Here is a 22,297-nt window from a genome sequence, read left to right as displayed (position 1 = left end):
CGGCATATCGTGGTTTAAGCCCTTCTCCCCTACGGAGGAGAAGGGCGGCGGCATCACTCCATCACGATGGGCGAGAAGTCCTGGAACCAGTTCTGCGCCTGGACGAAGTTCTTGACCTTCTTGTCTATGGCGCGAGCGTTGACGTCGTGCGCCACCATCAGGAATAGGGCGTCGTCGACGTATTTTTCATGGACTTTTTGCAGCACCTTGTCCTGTTCGGCCTGATCGAAGGTGTTGCGCACCTGGTCGAACAGCGCGTCCATGTCCTTGTCGCAGTAGTAGCCCCAGTTCGTCCCCGCCGGCGGCGTCAGGTTGCATTGCAGGTGGCGGATGAAGCCGGTGAAAGGGTCCTGGATGAAGTAGGAATAGTTGATGGCCGTCGCGCCCTTGGCCCCGGGATCCTTGGCGCCGGCGCGCCACAGGTTGGTCACCGTGTTCCAGTCGGCGATCTCGAACTCCACGTCGATGCCGATCTCGGCCAGGCTCTGCTGAAGGAACTCGTTCATCGACAACGGCAGCATCTGGCCCGAGCCCGAGGGCGAGATGATCACCTTCGTCTTGATGCGCTTGTCCGGGCCGTAGCCGGCCTGCTTCATCAGCGCCTTGGCGGCGTCGAGGTCAAAGGTGATCTTGAAGGTGGGATGCCCGAACCACTGCGAGTTCGGTGGGAAGAAGCCCTCGGCCGGAATCATCAGCCCGCCGAGCAGGTCCTTCAGGGCGCCGCGGTCGACCGCCAAATTGGCGGCTTTGCGGACGCGCACGTCGTTCCAGGGCGAGTCCGGCAGGCGGGAGAAATGCCAGGTCCAGTTGTGGGGATAGCTGTTCGTGACGATGGAGAAGCCCGCAGCCTTCAGCGACGGCACAGCGTCGGGCGCCGGGGCCTCGATCCAGTCGACCTCGCCCGAGCGCAGCGCCGCCACGCGGGCATTGGGCTCCGGCAAGGGGACCAGCACCATCTCGTCGAGGTGGGGCACGCGCTTCGGGTCCCAGTAATTCTTGTTAGGCGTCAGTTCGGCCCGCTGGCGCGGCACGAAGCCGTGCTCCATCTTCCACGGGCCGGTGCCCGACGGGTGTTGGGCCACCGCATCCCAGCTTTTGCCCTGCGCAACCCAATTGGCCGGCGACGACAGGGTGATCCAGGCGATCTGATAGGGCAGCGTGGCGTCCGGCGCTTTGGTGGTGATCTCCAGGGTCATCGGGTCCACGGCACGGTAGGAGGCCACGGCCGGGATGCGCGAGCGGCCCTGGGCGGCCTGCCGCGGGTCGAACTGCGGTGCGTCTGTCTTGAGCAGCTTGTCGAGGTTCCACACCACGGCCGAGGCGTCGAAGGCGCTGCCGTCGTGGAACTTCACACCCTCGCGCAGGTGGAAGGTCCACTTGGTCTTGTCGGCCGCGTCGACGGACCAGGACGTGGCGAGGCCCGGTACCAGAACCGACGGTCTGTCGGCGTGAGACAGGTCCCACTCGATCAGCGCGTCGTAGAGCGTGAAGCCGATGAAGCGCTGCCCCTCGCCGCCGTTGTCGCTCTGTCCCGTGGTCAGCGGAATGTCGGAAGCCGTCATGCCGATGCGGAGCACGCCCTGAGCGCGAGCGACGGACAGACCGCCCCCGCCCAGCGCCAGGACGGCACCGAGAGCAGAGGCGATGGCGAGCCCCTTCAGCTTCTTGTCGAACAAATCTCAGCTCCCGCCCTCGACGCGTCAATCGCGCCGCAGTCGGCCGAGCAAGAACGATGCCGCATCCCAAGCCATGCATTCCGAGGGTTGGTCGAGTACGGGAGAGCGAGCGAGGAGGGGAGCGGCACACATGGTGGACATCCTGCTGATCAATCCCAATACGTCGATCCGCACCACGGAAACGATGCTGGTTGCCGCCCGCGCGGCATCGCTGCCAGGGAGCACGATCCGGGGAGCGACGGCGGCCCGTGGCGCTGGGATGATCCTGGACGAGGCCGCGCTCGCCGTCGCGGCTGAGGAGGTCTTCCGCGTCGGGCGGGATGAATCGGCCGGCTACGATGCCGTCATCGTGTCAGCTTTCGGCGATCCCGGCGTCGTCCGCCTGCGCGCCCTGCTGAGCATCCCGGTGATCGGCATCGGCGAGGCCGGCCTCCGGGAGGCCGCCGCCGGATCGCGGCGGTTCGGCATCGCTACCACGACGCCGGGCCTCGTCGCGCGCATGCAGGCCAGCGTCCACGCCCTCGGCCTGGACGCTGGCTTCACCGGCCTGCGCGTGTGTGCGGGCAGCCCGACCGCGCATGCGGCGGACCCGGCGGGCCAGTATGCCGCCCTCGCCCGGGCCGTCGAAGACTGCATGGTGCACGACGGGGCGGAGCGCGTCGTCATCGGGGGAGGCCCCTTGAGTGCGTCGGCCGCCCGGCTGCGCCACCGCTTCGCCGCGGCGATCGTCGAGCCGGTGCCGGCCGCCGTCCGCGCCGTCGTTCGAGGGCTGGCAGCATTCCCTCGGTGAGCGGGATGCTGCAGACGTGCTTGGGACGATTTGCGACGAGATCGAAATCGAATGATGACCAAGTGCAGCCAGCGCCAACGAAGGTCCGGTTTGGAGAGGGTCGAAACGTGACCGCTATGACCAACTTGGGTCGACTCCGGCCGGACAGCGGAAGTGGGTGCACACCGGCCCGACTGCTTTCGATTCAGGTTATGAGGAAGCAGACAATGAGTTTCATGGCAATCTCATTGCCCGGGCCGCGGGCGGTTCACGCTCGCGTGAGGCCAAGATCGTCTTCGAGCGATGGGCGCGGCATCATGAATGTCGAAGCATTTCACCCCTTTATTCGGAGAAAACAAAGCGTGCCTTACTATCTTGTCCCTCAATTCGCGCGTCTAAGCCTGCAAATACCCGCAATCGACGTCGCAGACGCTCACCTCCGAGATGGGCTGCCGTAGATGGCGAATAGCCTGCGCGTGAAGACCGGTTTGGGTTTATGCATGCCGGACCCCGGCGGCAAGGCGAACGCAAGGCGGGTCGACGAGACCGTGTTTGAAACATTGCGCCGAGCCAACGACGAACGTTGATCGTTCGGGGTTTGGGGTAAACTTAGAGCCAGCCGCCCTCCCACCTCGGTCGCGAGGTGCCCGCGTGGTGGCGCCAGGAGACACCTCATGCCGGTCGAGCCACGCCAACTGCTCCGGGCCATGTTCGACGCGGCGGTCGGCGCCGCCCAGCCAGCGCTCCGCATTCCGACGCATCTTCCGCCGCCGCCGACAGGCCGCACCCTCGTGATCGGGGCCGGCAAGGCTTCGGCCGCCATGGCCAAGGCCGTCGAGGACCTGTGGCCCGCTCCGCTGTCCGGCCTCGTGGTCACGCGCTACGGCCACGCCGTGCCCTGCGACCGTGTCGAGATCGTCGAGGCCGCGCATCCCGTGCCCGACGAGAGCGGCCACCGCGCGGCGGCCCGCATGCTGGAGATGGTGCGGGGGTTGGGACCCGACGACCTCGTCCTGGCGCTCGTCTCGGGGGGCGGCTCGTCCCTGCTGAGCCTTCCGGCGCCGGGCCTCACGCTCGCCGACAAGCAGGCCGTCAACGCCGCCCTGCTGCGCTCGGGCGCCTGCATCGGCGAGATGAACGTCGTGCGCAAGCACCTGTCCGCCATCAAGGGCGGGCGCCTCGCCGCGGCGGCGCATCCCGCCCGCGTCGTCACCCTGGTGATCTCTGACGTGCCCGGCGACGACCCGGCCGTCATCGCCTCGGGCCCGACGGTCCCCGACCGCTCGACCCATGCCGAGGCCCTGGCGGTCTTCGAGAAATACGGCATCGCGGAACCGCGGGCCGCCCTCGACCATCTGCGCCGGGCCGCCGACGAGACGCCCAAGCCCGGCGACCCCCGGCTCGACCGCGCCACCACCGCCATGATCGCCACGCCGCAGATGTCGCTGGAGGCCGCCGCCGAGGTGGCCCGCCGAGCCGGCGTGACGCCGCTGATCCTGGGCGACGCCCTGGAAGGCGAGGCGCGCGAGGTCGGCCGCGTTATGGCGGGCATCGCCCGCCAGGCCGCCCTGCGCGGCCAGCCCGCTCCGCCGCCTGTCGTGCTGCTGTCAGGCGGCGAAACGACCGTCACGGTGCGGGGCCGCGGCCGCGGCGGGCGCAACGTCGAGTTTCTGCTGTCGCTCGCGGTCGAACTGGACGGCCTGCCGGGCGTCTTCGCCCTGGCCGGCGACACCGACGGCGTCGACGGGGCCGAGGAGGTCGCCGGCGCCGTCGCCACGCCCGACACCCTGGCCCGCGCGCTCGCCCTTGGGGTCTCGGCCAAGGCGCGGCTCGCCGACAACGACGGCCACGGATTCTTCGAGGCCCTGGGCGACCAGGTCATCACCGGCCCGACGCTGACCAACGTCAACGACTTCCGCGCCATCCTCGTCCTCGGACCTTTGGAGGCGGTACCGGAATAGGGCGGCCGGATCACGGAACTGGTCGCCCGCCCACCCGCCCGCTACACCCCGCACCGGGGCAGGCCCTCGGCGCAGCCGCACGCCGTGGAAGAGTGGGGCGAAGAGGCCTCGACGAGGTGACAATGGAGATTCCTGACCTTGCCTTTCAGAGCCCATTTGACAACTTTGACAGGGTGTCCAGCGTGTGAAACACTTTCTGCGGAATTGGATCGCGTTCCTACAGAGGACGGATCATACCGATCCAATCTCGCGGATTTCGTATGATTCACCCTGTGCATGTGGACAGATGAACAACGCCCGCATCGCCAAGATGACGAAACGCTATCGCAGCGATCTGACGGATGAAAAATGGGCGGCGGTCGAGCCCTTTTTGCCAAAACCTGCCGGTGTCGGCAGTCCTCGCCGGGTGGACATGAAGGAAGTCCTGAACGCGGTCCGCTATCTTGTACGCTCAGGGTGCGCCTGGTCGATGCTGCCTGCGCATTTTGCACCCTGGCAGACCGTGTATTGGTGGTTTCGGCGCTTGGCGCGGCGCTTGATGTTTCGCACCATCCACGACATCGCCCTGATGATCGATCGCGCGCCACCGAGCCGGCCGCCGCCGTCATCGACAGCCAGACCGTCAAGGCGCCCGCTCCAGAAGGCGAGCGCGGCTTCGATGGAGCCAAGAAGACGGTCGGGCGCAAGCGTCACATCGCTGTTGAAACTGATGGCCGCTTGTTGTTTGTCCATCTCACGCCAGCCAACGTCTCCGACAGTGCCGGCGCCCAAACTGTCCTCGAAGCTCTTCACAGCAAATGGCCCTGGGTCAAGCAACTCTTCGCCGATGGTGCCTATGACCGACTCTAATTGATGGACAAAGCAGCGTTCTTCGACTTCACGCTCGACATCGTGAAACGGACCGAGGCTGCCTCTGTTGTTCTGCCACGCCGCTGGGTCGTGGAACGAACACTTGGATGGGGATGACCCGTCATCGCCGCCTCGTGCGCGACTACGAAGCCAGGATCGACACCTCCGAAGCCATGATCGACATGGCTATGGGAGAGTTGTTGCTGAGAAGAATTATAGATCAACAGTTGTCAAACAGGCTCTGAGCCCCACCACCTCGGACACGCGCAGGCCGGCCCCGTAGACCACCCCGAGCGCGGCCCTGTACTTCGGGCCCCGCGCCGCTTCGAGCAGCCGCCCTACCTCCTCGACGTTCAGCACGCTCGGCAGTTTCTGGGCGTAGCGCGCCAGGACGAGGCGCCGCGACAGGTCCGGCCGGTCGAGCGTGACGTTGAACAGGAAGCGCAGCCCCGACACCGTGTTTTTGATGGTGGGCGCCTGCACCCCGCTGTCCGCCTGGTGAATCTGGAAGCGGCGGACGTCCTCGGATGTCGCGGTCTCGGGCGAGCGGCCCAGAAAGGCCGCGAAGTTCCGCACCGACTTGATGTAGTTGCATTGCGTGTCCTCGTGCAGGCCGCGCATGGCCATGTCGTCGAGCATGCGGCGACGGAGCGGGCTGACCGGGGTGGAGGCTTGTTGCTGAGACATCGCGTGATCCTCGCGAAATGAGGGGTGGACCCTCATGCTCGGAGGCTGGCGGAACTCGCTCAAGCGCTCGCGCTCATCTCCAGTTGTGCCCTACCTCTCAGGAAGCCCTCCCGCGAGAGCGGGTTCGTCATTGGGTCGACTCCGGCTGTAACCTCCTCAAACGGTGAGGATGACTGGACAGCGGGACGGCTGCACTCCGGCGACAAAGAGCCGAAGTGGCAGTCCCGCAAATGTCGACGGCCGATCACTCTCGAAGCCACATGCTCCCCTGAACTCCCAAAGGGATCAGGCCAATGCTGAACGGCAGGAGACCCGATCATTGTCGTTTCAGGGTTCAGTTCCAGGCGAGCTCCCTGCAGGATGCCCTGCCGCCAAGACGCCTATGCATACGGGATGACGTAGGGGCCCTCGGGGATCACCGCGATGGCAGGGTCACCGACCCTCGACATAGCTTCCTCGATCGCCCGATCGATGTTGGTTACGATGTTCACGCCGGTGATTGCCCGGTCGTCCTCGTCGAGCCCGGTCGTGTAGAGTTCCACGCGCCCGAGCCTCAGGGATTTCAACTGCATCTCCGTCTGCCACTCGTCCACCTCAGCGAGCGTCTTGGCCATCAGTGTCGCCAGAAAGCGCTCGGGCCCGAGGTCGACGAGGCGTTGCTGAGCGGCACGGAACTCGTCGGAGCCGAAGCCTTCCGAACACTCGGACGCCATGATCAGCGTCCCGCCCGGTTCGAGGATGTCCAGCGGCGTCACCATACCCTTGATCGTCTGATAATACGTCTTATCGAGCGGGTAGCCGGCGGACGACGTGACGACCGTCTTGAAACGACGGCCGACCGGCACGCGGGTCGAACTGGCGACGAAGTCGACCGCGGCTGCATGGCTGGCGATGATCTCGCCGAAGGTTACGCAGACGAGATCGCGATCCTCGTCGAGGACGGTGTTCAGGGCGTAGCACTCCCCGACCGTGCGGACAATCTCCAATTGTTCTTCGTGGAGCGGATTGCCGATGAGGTTACACTGAACCGCGAGCGGGTCTTCCATGAAGCGTGCGGAATGGAAGGTGCGAATCGTTTCGTGCCCTGCGACGCCCGGGGCGATGACCTTTCGCCCGCCGGACCATCCCGCCATGAAGTGTGGCTCGACGAGGCCAGTGGCGATCCGCAGATCTGCCTCGACGAAATGGCGGTTCAGCTTGATGGGGGTGCCGCGTGTGGCAGTGCGCCCGAGATCGACCAAGCCCGCTTCGTCGCGCGCATAGTGGTTCTCGATCCGCACTTCGGCGAGCACCCAGGGGTCGCCCACCAGTTCCGCGAGTTCCTCGCCGAGGTTGGGCCGGTGGAGGCCCGTCGCCACCAAGACCGTGACGCGGTCGAGCGGGATGCCGGCCGCCACCATGGTTTCGATCATCGGCCTCAGGAACAGCCGGTTGGGGACTGGGCGGGTGATGTCGCAGATCAGGATGCAGGCGCTGGACCGTCCTTCGGCGAGGACGCTGAGCGGTGGCGAGCCGATCGGCTCCGCTTCGAGGGCGCGATAGATCGCGGCCGCCTTGTCGGGCAGTTTCGGCAGGGCCCTTTTACGGATGGTAGTCACCTCGGCCTCTGGCGGCATCAGCAGCGGAAGGTGTCCGCGGCCATAGGCGATCATCAACGGCTGCGGCTTGTGATCAAGGGTCGGCATCATTCGTTCCTCCAATCGGCTCTCCATCAGTCTTCTCAACCTCCCACGGCTTCGATGGGTCACTCCGACGACTGATCCGCGGGAACGACGAGACAGTGATCCGCCGCTTTCCGGCAAGGCGATCATGTGAGCCGCAGCCCTATCGCAAGCTAACACCGGAGGGGGCGCAATGCAGACCGGGTCGCGGCTTGCGGGACCCAGACCGTCACGGTCACCTCCGGTCAGCCGGCAAACAGGGCCGACAGCGCGTACAGGCCCGCCGCAACGAGGCCGGCAGCCGGCATCGTCACGACCCAGGCGATCACGATGCTCTGCGCCACGTTCCAGCGCACCGCCGAGACCCGTCGCGCAGCCCCAACTCCGACGATCGCGCCCGTGATCGTGTGAGTGGTCGATACCGGGATGCCGAGCCACGTGGCGAGGAACAGCGTGATCGCTCCCCCTGTCTCGGCGCAGAAGCCCTGCATGGGCGTGAGGCGGGTGATCTTGGAGCCCATCGTGTGCACGATGCGCCAACCGCCGAGCAACGTGCCGAGCGCCATGGCGCTCTGACAGCTCAGCACGACCCACAGCGGGACATGAAAGCCCCCGTGAAGGAGACCGTGGGAATAGAGCAGCACGGCGATGACGCCCATGGTCTTCTGAGCGTCGTTGCCCCCGTGGCCGAGCGAGTAAGCCGAAGCGGACAGGAACTGAAGCCCGCGGAACAGGCGGTCGACCCTGTTCGGCGTCGAACGCACGAAGGTCCAGGCCACCGAAAGCACGAGCAGCAGCGCGAGGAAAAACCCGAGCGCCGGCGACAGCACGATCGCGGCCGTGGTAGCCAGGACGCCGCCCCATACCACCGCGGCAAGGCCCGCTTTGGCGATCCCGGCGCCGAGCAGCCCGCCGATCAGCGCGTGCGAGCTGCTCGAGGGTATGCCGAGACGCCAGGTGACGAGATTCCACACGATGGCACCGCCGAGCGCCGCGAAGACCACGCGGTCGTCGATCACCTCGACGCCAACGATGCCCGAGCCGACCGTGCCGGCGACGTGCAGCCCGAACACCAGAAAGGCGACGAAATTGAAAAATGCCGCCCAGATTACGGCGTAGCGGGGGGCGAGGACCCGCGTTGACACGATGGTGGCGATGGAGTTTGCCGAGTCGTGCAGGCCGTTGAGGAAGTCGAAGACGAGGGCTGTGGCGACCAGCGCCACGACGAAGGGCGTCGCGCTCAGGAGTTCCAAGGTGCGCCCCGGTCACAGGTGCTCGACCAGGATGCTGCTGATCCGGTTCGCCACGTCTTCGAAGCGGTCCATCACCTTCTCCAGGTGATCGTAGATGTCCGATCCGACGATGAAGGCCATCGGGTCGGAGCTCGATGCGAGGTAGAGTGCCTTGATGCCCCTGTTGTGCACGTCGTCGGCTCGCCCTTCGAGCTGGATGACCTGCTCGGTCAGTGCGTTGAGCCGCGCGGCGTTCTGGCCGATCGCCCGCAGCAGCGGCACGGCCTCGTTGGTGATGGTGGCGGCTTCAAGAATGATCCCGCCCATCTCGCGCATAGGGGCCTCGAACTGCGTCACCTCGAAGAGCTGCGCCGCCTTCGCGGTCTTATGCATCTGATCGATGGTGTCATCGAGCGTGGTGACGAGGTCCTGGATATCGCTGCGGTCGAAGGGCGTGATGAAAGTTCGCCGAACCGCGTTCAAGGCCTCGCGGGTGATCTCGTCGGCTGCCTCTTCGTGCTGGGCTATCGCCTTCGCGCACCGTGAAACGCCATCCCCACCTTCGAGAAGTCCCTTAAGGGCACGAGCCCCCTCGACGAGCGTCGCGGCGTGGCGGTCGAACAGCTCGAAGAAGCGATCCTCCTTCGGCATCAGCGCCCGAAACCAACCCAGCATGTGCTCTCCCGCCCTGGCCTAGCTATCGACTATGTCATCTCGCTTGCGAGACGACCATCACGGAGCACTCCGCTTCGGCGAAACGAGACACGGACACAGCGGTGTTCTCCCATCCTCGAAGCGGTAGGGTGAGCGTTCCGTACCAGCGTCCGTCGAGGCAGTGCGATGCCGAACGTCCCGAGAAAACCTCGCAAACAGGTCGCTGCTCTCCCGGTGATGGTCGACCCGAAAGGGCAGGTTCGCGTCCTGCTCATCACCTCTCGCGAGACCCAGCGCTTCATCATCCCAAAGGGGTGGCCCATGAAGGGGCGCAAGGACCATCATGCGGCTGCCATCGAGGCACAGCAAGAGGCCGGCATCATAGGTCGAGTCCACAAGCAACCAGTTGGGGGCTGCAACTATTGGAAGCGCCGGTCTGATCACTTTGACTATTGTCGGGTGAAGGTGTTCATGCTGGAGTTCCGGTACCAACTTCCCGACTGGCGAGAGAGAGGGCAGCGGCGAGGTGCATGGCTGCCGGTCGACGATGCTGCAGACTTGGTGGACGACCCGGGTCTGATCGACATCATCCGGACCCTGCCGAAACGATTGGCAACCAAGCACAAGCGCCTAGCCCTGAAACCCGCGACCATGAGCTGAAGCCGACCATGGATGGCTGCGATGACTGGCGCGGCGGAGGAGGTCACCTGCCACTCGGAAGCGCCGGTACCCGTGTCGCCGTCGCGAAGAGGTTCAGACGATATTGGACACCGAAGGCGGAACCCTCAGCGAGGAGGCCGCCGCCTGGCCCTTCGGTCTCGGTGAGGATCGTGTCCGCCTGCTCCAGCGAAGGAGGGAAAAGCGATGGTGGAAAGGTAGACGGCCTCAGGCGCGAGCGTGCCAACGTCCTCGGTGCGGCCCGCAGTATCCGGGTGAGCTTGTATCCGGGTGAGCTTGGCAACGTCTGCTTCGGAGGAGGACTGAAGCGACGCCGTAGGTCGAGTTTGGGTCGACAGCGGTCCATCGAGATGCGCTACGAGGCAGACATCCTGATCTCGCCCTCGTCGAGGCTCAAGCCGCCGAGACATTGCGGGTACAACCTCGGCCGCGAGCTACGCAGCGGCTTGGCACCCACGCGCTCAGGAGCGGTCAGAGGTTACGGATCTCAATATTTCTCTATGAATCTTCTTTCTCCGCCCGAACCTCGGCTCGATGCGTCGAGGATGAATTTCAGCGTGGAAACAAGTTCTTGGACGGGCCGAGCTCTGACCCGAGGTTGACCATGACGTGAGGACCTCGGATCGAAGCTTGGGAGAATGAGTAGAACGTCGTCCACGACGGTGAACGCCGGCGTTCACAACCTATCGAGGTGTACTTCGCTGCTGGTTCGGACGAGGCTCAAAGCCATGGCGCCGAGCTTGTGCCGCCATGCGAGAGGTTCGAGCCACTGCTTCGGGATGCCTCTCTCACCGAACTTGGCTCCGGCGAGGGCGCCCGCGATGGCTCCTACCGTATCGGCATCCCCTCCCAAGTTCACAGCCAAGGTGACGGCGTACTCGAACGAGGGGGCGTTGGCGCACGAGAACAGCGCGGCTTGGAGGGTATCGACGACGTACCCGCCCGACCTGATCTGGCGCCGCTCAAGGCCGCCCCAAAGGGCCGTCTTGGCCCTCATGATCTCCGGATGCCCGGACCACCGGGGCAGAGCGAGCTTGAGTGGATCTTCTTCTCCAAGGATCGTAAGGCGGAGCAATTGAACGAAGTAGCCGCACGCGTCAACACACACCGGGGCCGCATGCGTGAGTCGGCTCTGCTCGCGCGCTATGCGGATCGCCTCGACCTCGTCGTCCAAGCCGAACAGGGCGACGGGTGCCAAGCGCATCAAGGAGCCGTTCCCGGCCGTGTCCTCGTCCGGAAGTCCGGCGAACGGATCCCCGGTCCGCTCGAAACGCTCCAGAGCTTGGCGCGTCGTGCCCCCGATATCGAAGCACGATCCCGTGCAGGAGTACTCGCCCCTGCGGTACCAAGCGACGAAGCGGGTCATGACGTCGTGAGGATCGAATCCGTTGCGCAGGACGAGACTTTTTGCCAGGGCAAAGGCCATAGCTGTGTCGTCTGTCCACTGGCCGGGGTCGAGGCCGAACGGTCCGCCCCCGGTCATCTCCCGGTGATAGTCGGCGATACGGGCGATGCGCGGCCCGAACTCCAACGTGGAGCCGAGAGCATCGCCGACGGCAAGGCCGAGCATCGCACCGCGGGCGCGCTCAATGATGCCGCCCTGTCGAGGATCTGTGTACTTCATGCGCTTCCCACCTCATTGTCGGCCGGTGAGCCCGGCGTCGTGCGCCGGGCCTGGACGAGGGCCTGATGCGGCCCGTGGGAGAGCTTCCGCGGGGAGGGCGGAACTTCAGTCGGCCGTGCTAACCACGGCCGGCTTGCCCCCCTGCGCACGCATGAAAACGTAGATCCACCCGCCGAGGGCGCCGACGAGGCACGCCACCATGAAGGCGAAGAACTCGACGTTCGCCCGCATCCCGATCTGTTTGAACAGGATGTCGATCGGATCCTTCCCGCGGACGTACCACCTCTGTGACCGGTACCACGCCATGACAGGCCTCCTCACCAGCGGTAGAACGATCACACCCGCAACGAGTATGTAGATCGCGATCAAGATAGAAAGGATCGGGTGATCGGCGATCGGCCCCTCGTCGGCTGGAGGAAGGACAGAAGCGGTCCTGTTCTTCGGTGGGTTCAGCGACGTGCCGGAGGGGGCGAGCCTGACGACAGACCGCGCAGCAGGTTTCGCGTCTTCGGGATGGTTCGGTGCGACGACCGTAGGGGTCATGGGACCCGTGACGTGAACGAAGCTCGGGGGTGTCGACGCGACCACGACCGGCTGTTGGGGCGGAACAAGCGGGGCATTCTGCTGACGATCCCCGTCCGATCGACCCTGCCGGGCATCGCTCGGGGGATCGCCGCTCGAAGCCGAAATGGAGGGTGATCCAGGAGGGACCGTGGCCGCCGTGTCGGCTGCCGCTCTCAGCCTCGCGAAGCGGTCCTCGGCGGCCTTCTGTTCTCTCTCGGCTTGGGCCTGCAAGACGGCATTGAGTGCGGCCCTCTTCGCGTCGATCCGCCTCTGAAAGGCGTCACGAATGTCCGGCGGCAACGCTCGGGACACCGCCTGGACTCCGGCCTGCACTCCATCGAGCTTGGATAGAATCTGATCCGGCGGAAGCGTCGAAGTTTCGATGTCCGCCAAGTTCTTCTGGATCGTCTCCATCAGGGCGACATCCCGCTGGGCGCCTGCGCGGGCGCTGGCCGCGCGCCGCACGATTCCGTCGAGGAAGCGCGAGCCTTGTTGTTGAGCGAGGCGAGCCTGGACCGGGTCGATCTCCCCCGAACAGGCGCGGATGCGGTCGTAGATCGATGACACCGCTTCCTGGTCCCATTGGCGGAGCGGGATGCCGAAAGGGGCGTCGCCTTGCGAGTTGCGGCTCAGGTTGTTGTACCCGAGCTCATCACACGGGAGAGTCGCGATAGCCGAGAGGGCTTCGCTGTCTGCCTTCGCGCTCGACTCCGAGGTGAGTAGGAAGACGAGAGCCCCGAAACGCAACAGGTTCGATAAGTTCATGGATCCTCCAACCATCCCGAGCCGGTCGGGAGGTCTTCTGTGGCCGTTCTGGATAGATGCCGGGGAGAAAAGGCAGTTTTGTAGGGTCAATCATCGAAGGCGTCCAAGCCCTCGATAACCGTGATGTAGATCTTACCGGAGCCGTTGTCGCGGACCTTATACTTTAGCATGGCGCTGTACTTGTCGATGGCGTTGCTGTGGAACTCGTCGAGCGCCGCTTTGGAGGTTCCCGCCTTGGCAGCATCGTCCAGGACAGCCTTGCTGAAGGCGAGGGTCGGGACGAAAGAGGCCGAGCACGTCAATGGCTTGTCCGAAACCACGGCGATGTCGACGAGCTTGCCGCCGAACCGGTCGGAATCGAGCATCACCTTAGCCCCGCTGGCGAAGACCCGCTCCTTGACGATGTCGCCCACGAGTTGGACCGCGGTGTACGACGAGCAACTCACGTCCGGATCCCCCGATGCCTCCACGCGGTGCGTGGCGACCAACACTCCCGCCGCGAGGAGCGGCGCGACGGACCAAGCGATGAACCACTTGCGGCGGCGAATGACAGGGTAGCGGTCGAGGAAGGACGACATGGCGACCCCATACCCCTTTATGGACCGGCCGGGTGTGGTGCCTGACGGATCGGAGGTCGCGCCCGTTCCTCCACTCTTTGGAGAGGTGTGGGACTCGTTCTGGGACATCGCCGCTCCCGCCCTGATTCGCCCCGCTAGCGTCGTGAGGCTCACTCAAACGTACTGCTATAGCGGGTGGTTAGAAAGTGCCCGGCCTGTTCCCCAATGCGTCATGAAGGGGAAAGAGCTCCTGGCCTGGAACATGCGGCGCGTTCGGGTGGCCCAAGGGCTTTCCCAAGAGCGGCTGGCCGCCGACGCGGCCGTGAATCGGGGCTACCTCGGCGGCCTCGAACAACAGACCGAGAACCCCACGCTCGACATCCTCGACCGGATCGCCGCTGCCCTGTCCGTGCCGGTCGGCGAGCTCCTGCGCGAGCCGGAGGCGGGCGAGCCGCCGCCCGCACCGATGAAGGCCGGCCGGAAAAGGGGTTGATCGCCCCGTCACGCCGTGATGCGGCCCTCACCCTGGGCTACGGCGGCATAGTTCGATAGGGGTCTATCCGCTATGAAGCCTTGGTCGGCCTCGACTGGCAGCCCGAGCGGGCCGCGGAGGGCACGGACCTCCGACATGGCGACGTAGCCGAGTTCGGGGAAGCCGAGGCCGAGGTCGCAAAGACCGAAGGCTCGATCGGGCTCGCCGGGGTCGAGCTCGGTCAGAAGCCACGTCGCGTTGGCATCGGGCGTGAAAAGCTTGACCACGGGGCGGGGGTCGATGTCGGCGCCGGCCGCGGTACGCCGCCCGTTGGCGAGGAGCGCCTCGCGCTGGTCGGGCGTGAGGAGAGGATCGAAGGAAGGGCGGCGGCGTGTCAGGGGCGATGGGTCGAGGTCAGCCATGAAGTCGGTCTCCCGCGGCGCCCGGGATGGCGCCGTCGGAGTCAGCTTCCGGACGGGATAGAAGACTTCAGAGCCTTGCCGTCCTGATTCTGAACGGCAAGATTTATACGCGGAGCGGTCGAGGTAGAGTGGGGGGGGGGGACTCCCCACCGTTTATCAAGTGGTTTTTGCGGTGAGTTTGGGGTCGAAGACGGAGCGGCTTTTCAGCATGGCGCAGGCCACGCCGAGGAGCCGGTCGGCCACGGAACGGAGCGCCCGGGCGTGGCCGTGGCCGCGTGCTCGCAGGGCCTTGTAGCGGGCCTTGCAGATGGGGTCGTTCTGGGCGGCGACGCGGGCCCAGTGATAGACGGCGTTTCGCAATCGGACGTCGGCGGCCTGTCGCAGCAGGACGATGCAGCTCTTGCCGGATCGCTTGGTGACGGGCGCCACGCCGGACAAGCAGCGCAGGGCTTGGTAGTCTCGTCGCTGCAGGGCTTCGGACGCTTCTGCGAGCAGCGTGGCGGCGACGATCCTTCCGACTCCCGGCAGGGATCTCAGGATCGTCACGTCGCGCTGCTCTTTGTCCCGCCCCGGCGCGTTGGCAGCCTCGGCCAGTTTTTCGGTCAGCCGGTCGAGCTGGGCGTCGGCGTCTGCGATTTGGCGGTAAACGAGCTGGAGCCGCTTGGCCACTGCCTCGAGATGGGCTGTGGCCGCGCTCACCGTGCCAGGTGCGACGGTTACCGGTGTTGCGCGCAGGCGCTCGAGGGCCTGAGCTGCAGTGAAGCGCCGGATGCGATGCGTCTTCAACAGTCGAGCGACAGTGCCCTCACGAATTTTCTTGGCCTTCTCCGGTGTCGGCACGAGCTTCCAGAATTCTAGGAACCAGGGCGCCGCGACGTCGTCGGCCAGCTCCAGCATTTGCGGATAGTAGCGCCACAACAGTTCTCGAACACGATTGCCGAGCCGATTGCGCTCGTGGCGCAGATCATCGCTGATGCGGGACCACTCCCGCAACTCGACGATGGTGGGATCCAGCGGTTCCAGGCGACGCAGGCAGCGCGGGTCCGTCCGCAGCGCGTCGGCCAGCACGTGCGCGTCACGGCTGTCGTCCTTGGCACCGGCCGGCGAAAACCGGTCTCGGAAGCGGTCAAGCTGCTTGGGGTTGATGGCGTGGACCCGGAAGCCGCGCTCCATCAGGCTTTCCACCACGGGGCCGTGCGGCACCTCGATGGCGACCGACACGGCATCCGGGGCAGCCCCGGCCTGCTTCTCGATCCAGGCCGCCATCTCGGCCAGCCCCTCGCCACCGTGGGTGAAACCGCGCTCGCCGAGCTTGCGGCCCTGGGCATCGATCACGAACACATGGTGCGTCTGCGATGCCCAGTCGACGCCCACGAACCAATCCCGACCTCGATCGTCCACGACACTCTCCATCGGCTTCGAGCCGCCGCAGTGCCTGCCGATCCCTGTACTGGCGCTCGAAGGCGCGGACTCCCCACCAGGCATCCACCGTGGAATCCTACCGAGGCACGGGTCCCTCCCAGGGGCTCGAAGCTCAGGGGGCGATGGGTAGCTCTCAGCAGGCCGGCTCGATCCGGGCAGCCTAATACGCGACCGACCGGATCGCCATGACGGGTACAGGGGCGGGGCAGGGCGGCCATAGCGGTTGTGAGCTGGCATCGAGGTTCGACCGCAGGGGTGATAGCTGAGGCAGCGCGCCACAACCTATGCCAGCTTAAAACACCTGTAATGTGAATAAGGCAGAGCGCGTGCACTCTGGTGTGATTCATTATCGCTTAAATTTCGACAAAAATGGGGCGAGGTCTTCGGGGGTCAACATCGGGGCCTGTCCATCAAGACCAGCGAGGAGCCGCTGCACCTCGGCTCTCCGGCGCAAGATGGGTCTGAGGGAGGCATAGACGCCGTAGACGAGGGCGCACCCATAGATCAGATTTATCAGGTTCGATCGATGCATTCACTCGATCCATCATGCCTGGATGTTCTCGCCGCCTGCCAGTCGGGCCACCGTGGCAATCCAAGTCTCGGTCTTCTCGCGCGACTTCCCTTGCGGATGGGGAAGCAGGAGCATGGGAGGATAGCCATCTTGCGCGCGTAGCCACGCTGAACCGGTTGCGGAATGCTCCCAAGCAGTCGGCTGCGTCCCGGTTGCCTTTTCGATAATCGCCCCTCCGTAACTTCCGGTGACGAAGACCACGATCTTCGGTTTGTAGTACGCGATCTCCGCCGCCAACAGCTCCGCACACCGGCCGGTCTGAGCTGCCAACACCCTACCTTCCGGGTTGCCGACCGTCACTCCGAGCTTTGCGACGTTTGACCAGACCAGATTGGACAGCGGTGACGCACCGTCGCGGGCTGTCTTGGCCGAGATGCCCTTCGCGAACGACCAGAACGCGGACTTGTACCCGCCGGACGCCACCCACCGTAAGAAATCGACCGTGCAAGACCTTCTCGCTTCCGGGGAAGGATCAAAACTATAATTATGCGAATACCATTCGCCCGCCGTCGCCTTGCCGACGAGCAGAATGTCCGTGTCGTCTTGAGCCGCCAGTGACCCGGACACGAACGGTGCTGCGAGGCGCAGCGATGGGTCGGAGGATAACTGACGCGCAAGCTCGATGAGTTGCGCTTCGAGAGTTGCGAGATCATCAATGCTCGCCATGCTTACACCCGCCAAGCTCAGTTCTGAAGTGGTCAATCAGGCCGCCGTCGCCGCCTTCAGTCGATTGCAGGCAGCGCAAAGGATGCTCAGGTTCCAGTACGTGCTCGCTCCGCCCCGCGAATGCGGGATGATATGGTCGAACTCGATCGGCTCTCCAGGTTCGAGTTTATGGCGAAGGGTCTTTCCCCCGACACCGGGGCAGAAGCGCCCGGCCTTTTCGAACTCTTCGAGCGCCGTGACGCGGTCTTCGCTGGAGAAGAAGCGGGGGTGCCTTCCTGCCATAGTTTCCAGCTCCGATGGGCTGGGACACTCGAGCTTCTCGAAGAAAGTCCAAAACTTGGAGAGTGCGGCCGGGTGTATCCGCCATTGCTGCAGGTCGTCACCCTCAATCTCTTCGACGCTGTCCTGGTGTAGCTCTGCCTCGATGAATACCTTCAGCTTGTGGGCTGCATCGGCGTGCTTGTAAGCGGCGCCGATGCGCAGAAAGCTCTTAGCCGGGTTGATCAGGCAGTAGGGAAAGCCGCGATAGTTGATCCAGACTCCAGCCGACGTCGTCGCGTGCAGCGTCATCCAGGGATTTCCACTTTGAACCTGCGCAAGGCGGCGCAAGCCGTCAAAAGTTTCCTTGAGCAGTTCTCGATCGATCTCACCGCTCTTGGGGACCAGACGATCGCAGAAGTCTGCAAGGGCGTAGGTGGTGCCGTACCTCATGCGCATCAATGTGTACGCCTCCTTCTTCCCCGACAGCAAGGTCGCCTCGCAAGGCACGAGGCTGCCGTCGACATCGATGGGGTCCCTCCGCTGCGCCGTGGGCACCGATCAGCCCGAGGCGCACCGGCGGCCTCCCCTGGCTGATTGGTGCCCACGCAGCCTCTGACCGCGATGGAGCGGGTCTCCGCCCGGTCGAGGCGTTGGAATGCGTCGGCGTGGGCCGGCAGCACGGCGTCGAGCTCCATGAGGGCCTGGGCGGCCGGCGTTGTGGCGTGATCGGTTGAAGGCAGGTAGGCGCGAAGCCCGTCCGGGGGCACCGGTTCGGGAGCGGGCCACTGGTCTTCATGCTTTGAGACGATCCATCCCAACTCTCAGGCCGCCTCTGCTTGACGGTGGGGCGGAATGCAACCTGATTGGATCTCTTCCGAGGTGGGTGGCCACCGCAGCGCCCAAGCGTCATGCTCAGGCGCGTCTCCATAGATTGCGGTGCAAAGGGAGGCGATCACGACTCCATCGAGTTCGCCGCGCTGCTGCAATGCACGCGCAACAACACAGATCGCCGCCCACGCCTTTGGGGAACGCACGAAAGCCCTGGTCATACTTATCGCTTCGTCCCTCGCTGCGGAACGATCTGACTCGTCATCGAACCATGCAGCCAAGATACGGTCCATGCTCTCCATGTCTCCGCTGCCTCCGGCGATGATGCAAGCGACGAGCGATTTCCGGGTATATCGGGCTTCCGCCACGGGACCGGCGTAGCAATTCATCAACGCCATCGCGACACGCGCGGCGCACCTCTCCGGCAGCCTGAGGTCATTCGCTCTGGCGTTGGCCAAGTGCCGTTTGTAGATTTCGGGAGTAGCGATGGCGTACCCATACACTGTTGCTTCCACGACCTGCGGCCGACCATATCGGTCAGGCGCTCTCGCGGCGGCCAAGGCCGCGGCTAGTGGGAGAACCATCGCGTAGTCGGCGTCGTGCCCCAGCCACCAACGGAGCACTGCGTGACCTGCCTCATGGAAACAGGTGCAGCGACGACGGTCTTGAAACAGCACGAGTTCCTCACATAAGCTGATTGAGCGCTGAGCTCAGTTCGGTCGGCAATACTGAAAAATGTGATAGATACAGCAAGGAGACTTTCTCGGCTCTAAGAGCTTCTCCTTGCCTCGGCTCCTCATTCGACAAAGATCAACTCGGACTGGGGCAGCAACATGGGGTCGGGGATGGGGCAAGGGCAACCGGTCTTTTCCTCGTAGAAGGCTACAAAGTCGGCGTGGGTGTTCCGACCGTCCGGGAACCGCGCGGTGAACTCGACGTGAAGTTTCTCGGTCAGACAGGTCCCGTTCTGAAGTAGGTGCCGAAGCTCCGGGTAGCTGATCCACGCGTATATATGATGTGGCGCCGTGCCGGGGTCACCCGTAATGACACACATGCCCTGGTGGGCTCGGACGACCTCCTTATCCCAACGTTTGTCGTGAGCCGTGCGGTCACCAGCCCTTTCCTTCGGTGTCCGCTCATCGTTCCAACGGGGGTGATCCTCGCCGCGAAGGCGGATCGCGTCCTGACACTTACGGCACCGAGGCACCTGACCGCCCCGAAGAGCCGCGGGCATAATGGAACCGCGCAAGGCGTTGCACGAACCTCGGCACACGAATGGGATGGGGGTTGCGCGTCCGAGGTAGTCGGCCAACGGGGTGACCCCGTGCTCGGCGAAGAGCTGTCGGTACCTCTCGACGACCGCCGCGTGCCTGTCCACTGCGGATCGGGCTTTCGGCGTCGACGAAAGGGCCAGCACGCGGCGGTTTGCTCGCATTCGGTCCTGACGGTCCTCTGTCTTGCACTTCGGGCACAGCGGAACGATCCGTTGGTAATGGACTGCGCGGAACGTGGTCTCACCCGGACTCCGCTCGGGACACGCGCAAAGGAAACTCAAGCGCTGGCTCGGGTCGGTGTAGCTCGTGAACGTCGGCTCCACGCCGTGGGTGCGGAATGCGGCGAGGACGTCGGCGGTGGAGAAGCGGTGGCGGGACATCACTGATTGGCTCTCGATGATAGGTGGGGAGGGGCCACCGCCTGAGTTACGGATCTGCCCTTCCTTGGATGTTCTACTCTTCTCCGCTCAAACCTCGGACAGCGGCTCCGCACGAGCTTCGTGTTGCGGATCAATGGCTTCCTGTATCACTGTCCGGCCTAAGGTCCTTTACGGCCTCGAATAGATGACCTGAACCTTGGACACCCTCCGTCGACTCCGAGACTGCCAGAACCATAGTCGCGTGTTTGCGTGGCTTACGCATCTCGATGAGCAAGCCCTCGCTGAGAAGCGCCTCCATGACAGTTTCAAGCTGGGCCTGTGTGACCTTGATCTTTTGTGCTCGCAGAGAGACCGCGATGGCTTTGGGCGCGTAGTTCCTCGCCTTCTTGTGGCGCGAGAACCCCTCCTTCTGACGGCCGGACGTTTCGGAACACGTACGAATTGCTGCCAAAAACAACTCGCGGCAGCGTGAGTTCTGAGATTTGTCGATCGCTGCCCTCCGGGTCGCCATCTCTGGTTCTGGCAAGAGTGCAAACGCGCCGTTCGCCGTACGAACGAGTGGCTGAGCCACTGTCGACCTGTCATAGTTCGTCTTAAGACATTCGAAGAGGTAGTGATCGTAGTGTTTCGCAATGCGAAACACCGCACGAACATGGTTCGGCCATTCCGTGGTGCCAGCCGCCTTTCCTTCCTTGTTGGTGTGGCTTACACACACGATGGCTATATTGCGTGCGATCGCTAGATCACGCAAAGCGGCTACGAACCTACGGACAGAGAGCGGGCCGGTCATCTCATCGTCGAACGCAATCTTGAGCGTGTCGATGATGAGCAGATCTACCGGCTTGAGTTGATCGATGATCTCGTTGAGAAGGGCCCACCCGGTGGTCGGCTCGCAATTACGCCAGATAGTACAAAGTTCTCTGTACTCGGGACTCAGCCAATGGACGCGCAGGTGCGGGGCAGCGATCTCAGGAGGGATCGACAGATCCGAGATAATCTTAGTAAGACGTTTGTGCACCTTCGATTTTATGTCTTCCCTGAACAAGGCGAGCACGTTTCCCTTCTCGGGCCTCGTATCGGTTGACTGGCCTAGGAAAGATCGATTCGCGGCTACGCTCACCGCCAGCTGCATCGCGAGCATGCTCTTGCCGACCGCGGTGTCGCCAACGATGAGGGAGACGTCTCCGCGGGGAAACAGACCAGCGATAAAACCCGGATCGGGAACATGTTCTGAAAGGAAGTCCAAGAGTGAAAACTTCACAACTTCCTCCTGAAAATCGGCATGACGTGTGTACTCACTACCAGGGTTCGAGAGATCTTCCTGATCTATATACCTGTAATCCATTCGTAGATTTCTGGGGGGTTTTCGAAGTTTGTCATCATCGTACATGAATAACTCGCATTATCGGGGCGAGCGGACGCGGACCGGCGGTGTCGGCAGAACCGACTGATCTTCTAACTTGCGAAGATGAAGGTGAGGCGCTACGAAAAGGTTGTCACACAGTTTTAGTAACGGCCTCGGTCGGCACGCGCCCGCTTCGGCAAAGGTAGGCGGTTGCATCTCGGCGGACGGGATGCGTCGTATTAACTTGTTGCTGATTGGTCTATTCGCCTTTGATGCGAAACTTAGTGCTTGGTCCAAAAGTTCGGTTTTGGGATCGAACGTACAGGGATGGGCAGGCTCCAGGCCCAAACGCATCCCTCTGTGGCCTACCCCTTTTGGAACAGGATTTCAGGCAGTGTGCGCGAGACGAGACGCAAGCTGTATTGCCCTGACTTGAAAGCAGGGGTTAATCTTACCTCAAAAGCGTATTACTCTGTGAAGAAATAAATTCGAGAAGCTGCCTAGCGGGCCACCCGCATTTGCGGCCGTTGATTCTGATCGGGATTGGCACCTTGCCTGTACGATACAGGCGTCGAAAGTGAGCGATACTATAACCGCAGAGCTCGGCCGCTCGAGCGGTATCGAGAAGGCGATCTCGTGCTAAGTCCTCGGGAAGGCCGACATGGCGGAGTTTCGATAGAAGTGTTGTTTGTGTGGAGCGCATTCTAGTTCCGGTATGGGATGGCATGAGAATGAGAATGGACAAGATAGTGCGGAATGAAAAGGGCTCAGTGATCAGAAACTTCGACATAATGACGTCTTGTCAGTATCTACCCACGGGGTGGTTTGAGGCGACCGGCTCCGAGCATGGTCGGCCGAGGTGCAACGACGACTTGCGCGGCGTGAAGAAGGCTGATTCCTTCAGTGGCATGAGCCGCGGTGATCTCGAGCGACTGAGCAAGGACGAACTGATCGAACTGGTGCTGAAGCTGCAGCGCCC

Annotated in this window: 20 protein-coding genes and 1 pseudogene; 7 read left to right on the top strand and 14 right to left on the bottom strand. The window is 63.8% G+C overall.

Annotated features, from left to right (window positions below):
- Positions 1-53: 53 nt before the first annotated feature.
- Entirely contained in the window at positions 54-1,562 is a 1,509-nt protein-coding gene (locus tag D3273_RS19320) for an ABC transporter substrate-binding protein (protein WP_207210838.1), read from the bottom strand.
- A 244-nt stretch (positions 1,563-1,806) separates the two neighbouring features.
- Here D3273_RS19320 and D3273_RS19315 point away from each other — a divergent pair, with 244 nt between their 5' ends.
- The 4 genes and pseudogenes from D3273_RS19315 to D3273_RS19305 all read left to right on the top strand — a co-directional run bounded on the left by D3273_RS19315 (position 1,807) and on the right by D3273_RS19305 (position 5,500).
- Positions 1,807-2,466 (top strand): aspartate/glutamate racemase family protein, encoded by a 660-nt coding sequence (locus D3273_RS19315; RefSeq protein ID WP_129228535.1) that lies wholly within the window; start codon positions 1,807-1,809, stop codon positions 2,464-2,466.
- 437 nt (positions 2,467-2,903) lie between these two features.
- Positions 2,904-3,032: a hypothetical protein gene (locus D3273_RS29685; RefSeq protein ID WP_281011346.1), complete on the top strand. Its 129-nt coding sequence runs from the start codon at positions 2,904-2,906 to the stop codon at positions 3,030-3,032.
- An 87-nt stretch (positions 3,033-3,119) separates the two neighbouring features.
- The gene (locus D3273_RS19310) at positions 3,120-4,406 is read left to right on the top strand and encodes a glycerate kinase type-2 family protein (RefSeq protein ID WP_129228534.1); all 1,287 of its coding nucleotides are present in this window, start codon (positions 3,120-3,122) and stop codon (positions 4,404-4,406) included.
- A gap of 286 nt (positions 4,407-4,692) precedes the next feature.
- A pseudogene (locus D3273_RS19305) lies at positions 4,693-5,500 on the top strand (IS5 family transposase).
- Here the strand turns inward: D3273_RS19305 and D3273_RS19300 are convergent.
- The 4 genes from D3273_RS19300 to D3273_RS19285 form a co-directional block, all read right to left on the bottom strand.
- Positions 5,469-5,942, bottom strand: a complete 474-nt coding sequence (locus D3273_RS19300; protein WP_129228533.1) for a tyrosine-type recombinase/integrase — start codon at positions 5,940-5,942, stop codon at positions 5,469-5,471. The pseudogene D3273_RS19305 and the gene D3273_RS19300 overlap by 32 nt on opposite strands.
- A gap of 380 nt (positions 5,943-6,322) precedes the next feature.
- Positions 6,323-7,627, bottom strand: coding sequence for a nickel-dependent lactate racemase family protein (locus tag D3273_RS19295; protein WP_129228532.1), 1,305 nt, complete (start codon positions 7,625-7,627; stop codon positions 6,323-6,325).
- Between the two features lie 221 nt (positions 7,628-7,848).
- Positions 7,849-8,856 (bottom strand): inorganic phosphate transporter, encoded by a 1,008-nt coding sequence (locus D3273_RS19290; protein WP_129228531.1) that lies wholly within the window; start codon positions 8,854-8,856, stop codon positions 7,849-7,851.
- Between the two features lie 12 nt (positions 8,857-8,868).
- A complete protein-coding gene (locus D3273_RS19285) occupies positions 8,869-9,510 on the bottom strand; it encodes a DUF47 domain-containing protein (RefSeq protein WP_129228530.1) in 642 nt (213 codons plus the stop codon).
- 165 nt (positions 9,511-9,675) lie between these two features.
- Here D3273_RS19285 and D3273_RS19280 point away from each other — a divergent pair, with 165 nt between their 5' ends.
- A complete protein-coding gene (locus tag D3273_RS19280; RefSeq protein ID WP_129228529.1) occupies positions 9,676-10,149 on the top strand; it encodes an NUDIX hydrolase in 474 nt (157 codons plus the stop codon).
- A gap of 694 nt (positions 10,150-10,843) precedes the next feature.
- Here the strand turns inward: D3273_RS19280 and D3273_RS19275 are convergent.
- The 3 genes from D3273_RS19275 to D3273_RS19265 all read right to left on the bottom strand — a co-directional run bounded on the left by D3273_RS19275 (position 10,844) and on the right by D3273_RS19265 (position 13,806).
- Positions 10,844-11,791 carry an ADP-ribosylglycohydrolase family protein gene (locus D3273_RS19275; protein ID WP_129228528.1) on the bottom strand — a complete coding sequence of 316 codons (948 nt, stop codon included), beginning with the start codon at positions 11,789-11,791 and terminating at the stop codon, positions 10,844-10,846.
- Between the two features lie 105 nt (positions 11,792-11,896).
- On the bottom strand, positions 11,897-13,120 hold the full coding sequence (locus tag D3273_RS19270) for a hypothetical protein (RefSeq protein WP_129228527.1): 1,224 nt from the start codon (positions 13,118-13,120) through the stop codon (positions 11,897-11,899).
- Positions 13,121-13,206: 86 nt separating this feature from the next.
- Complete coding sequence (locus D3273_RS19265) at positions 13,207-13,806, bottom strand: hypothetical protein (RefSeq protein ID WP_129228526.1); 600 nt, start codon at positions 13,804-13,806, stop codon at positions 13,207-13,209.
- A 103-nt stretch (positions 13,807-13,909) separates the two neighbouring features.
- Here D3273_RS19265 and D3273_RS19260 point away from each other — a divergent pair, with 103 nt between their 5' ends.
- On the top strand, positions 13,910-14,170 hold the full coding sequence (locus D3273_RS19260; protein ID WP_129228525.1) for a helix-turn-helix domain-containing protein: 261 nt from the start codon (positions 13,910-13,912) through the stop codon (positions 14,168-14,170).
- Positions 14,171-14,178: 8 nt separating this feature from the next.
- Here D3273_RS19260 and D3273_RS19255 read toward each other — a convergent pair whose 3' ends face one another.
- From D3273_RS19255 to D3273_RS19230, 6 genes are all read right to left on the bottom strand, one after another.
- On the bottom strand, positions 14,179-14,571 hold the full coding sequence (locus tag D3273_RS19255; RefSeq protein ID WP_129228524.1) for a DUF2958 domain-containing protein: 393 nt from the start codon (positions 14,569-14,571) through the stop codon (positions 14,179-14,181).
- 156 nt (positions 14,572-14,727) lie between these two features.
- Positions 14,728-15,945: an IS110 family RNA-guided transposase gene (locus D3273_RS19250; protein ID WP_245501282.1), complete on the bottom strand. Its 1,218-nt coding sequence runs from the start codon at positions 15,943-15,945 to the stop codon at positions 14,728-14,730.
- 592 nt (positions 15,946-16,537) lie between these two features.
- Positions 16,538-17,230, bottom strand: coding sequence for a hypothetical protein (locus D3273_RS19245; RefSeq protein WP_129228522.1), 693 nt, complete (start codon positions 17,228-17,230; stop codon positions 16,538-16,540).
- Positions 17,231-17,266: 36 nt separating this feature from the next.
- Positions 17,267-18,046 carry an HNH endonuclease gene (locus D3273_RS19240; RefSeq protein WP_207210833.1) on the bottom strand — a complete coding sequence of 260 codons (780 nt, stop codon included), beginning with the start codon at positions 18,044-18,046 and terminating at the stop codon, positions 17,267-17,269.
- A gap of 1,069 nt (positions 18,047-19,115) precedes the next feature.
- Entirely contained in the window at positions 19,116-19,973 is an 858-nt protein-coding gene (locus tag D3273_RS19235) for a hypothetical protein (protein WP_129228521.1), read from the bottom strand.
- A 130-nt stretch (positions 19,974-20,103) separates the two neighbouring features.
- The gene (locus D3273_RS19230; RefSeq protein WP_129228520.1) at positions 20,104-21,363 is read right to left on the bottom strand and encodes an AAA family ATPase; all 1,260 of its coding nucleotides are present in this window, start codon (positions 21,361-21,363) and stop codon (positions 20,104-20,106) included.
- Between the two features lie 692 nt (positions 21,364-22,055).
- Between D3273_RS19230 and D3273_RS19225 the strand changes: the two genes are divergently transcribed.
- A partial coding sequence (locus D3273_RS19225; protein WP_165359570.1) for a hypothetical protein occupies positions 22,056-22,297 on the top strand: 242 nt, incomplete at its 3' end.

It is taken from the genome of Lichenibacterium minor, assembly GCF_004137685.1.
Taxonomy (GTDB): domain Bacteria; phylum Pseudomonadota; class Alphaproteobacteria; order Rhizobiales; family Beijerinckiaceae; genus Lichenihabitans; species Lichenihabitans minor.
This window is presented reverse-complemented; position numbering and strand designations above follow the sequence as displayed.

What these genes read in the sequence shown, in the direction of transcription:
- D3273_RS19270 (WP_129228527.1), bottom strand. Translation starts at nt 13,120, where the DNA reads ATGAACTTATCGAACCTGTTGCGTTTCGGGGCTCTCGTCTTCCTACTC.
- D3273_RS19275 (WP_129228528.1), bottom strand. Translation starts at nt 11,791, where the DNA reads ATGAAGTACACAGATCCTCGACAGGGCGGCATCATTGAGCGCGCCCGC.
- D3273_RS19280 (WP_129228529.1), top strand. Translation starts at nt 9,676, where the DNA reads ATGCCGAACGTCCCGAGAAAACCTCGCAAACAGGTCGCTGCTCTCCCG.
- D3273_RS19235 (WP_129228521.1), bottom strand. Translation starts at nt 19,973, where the DNA reads ATGTCCCGCCACCGCTTCTCCACCGCCGACGTCCTCGCCGCATTCCGC.
- D3273_RS29685 (WP_281011346.1), top strand. Translation starts at nt 2,904, where the DNA reads ATGGCGAATAGCCTGCGCGTGAAGACCGGTTTGGGTTTATGCATGCCG.
- D3273_RS19310 (WP_129228534.1), top strand. Translation starts at nt 3,120, where the DNA reads ATGCCGGTCGAGCCACGCCAACTGCTCCGGGCCATGTTCGACGCGGCG.
- D3273_RS19295 (WP_129228532.1), bottom strand. Translation starts at nt 7,627, where the DNA reads ATGCCGACCCTTGATCACAAGCCGCAGCCGTTGATGATCGCCTATGGC.
- D3273_RS19230 (WP_129228520.1), bottom strand. Translation starts at nt 21,363, where the DNA reads ATGTACGATGATGACAAACTTCGAAAACCCCCCAGAAATCTACGAATG.
- D3273_RS19315 (WP_129228535.1), top strand. Translation starts at nt 1,807, where the DNA reads ATGGTGGACATCCTGCTGATCAATCCCAATACGTCGATCCGCACCACG.
- D3273_RS19320 (WP_207210838.1), bottom strand. Translation starts at nt 1,562, where the DNA reads ATGACGGCTTCCGACATTCCGCTGACCACGGGACAGAGCGACAACGGC.
- D3273_RS19265 (WP_129228526.1), bottom strand. Translation starts at nt 13,806, where the DNA reads ATGTCCCAGAACGAGTCCCACACCTCTCCAAAGAGTGGAGGAACGGGC.
- D3273_RS19300 (WP_129228533.1), bottom strand. Translation starts at nt 5,942, where the DNA reads ATGTCTCAGCAACAAGCCTCCACCCCGGTCAGCCCGCTCCGTCGCCGC.
- D3273_RS19245 (WP_129228522.1), bottom strand. Translation starts at nt 17,230, where the DNA reads ATGGCGAGCATTGATGATCTCGCAACTCTCGAAGCGCAACTCATCGAG.
- D3273_RS19255 (WP_129228524.1), bottom strand. Translation starts at nt 14,571, where the DNA reads ATGGCTGACCTCGACCCATCGCCCCTGACACGCCGCCGCCCTTCCTTC.
- D3273_RS19285 (WP_129228530.1), bottom strand. Translation starts at nt 9,510, where the DNA reads ATGCTGGGTTGGTTTCGGGCGCTGATGCCGAAGGAGGATCGCTTCTTC.
- D3273_RS19260 (WP_129228525.1), top strand. Translation starts at nt 13,910, where the DNA reads ATGAAGGGGAAAGAGCTCCTGGCCTGGAACATGCGGCGCGTTCGGGTG.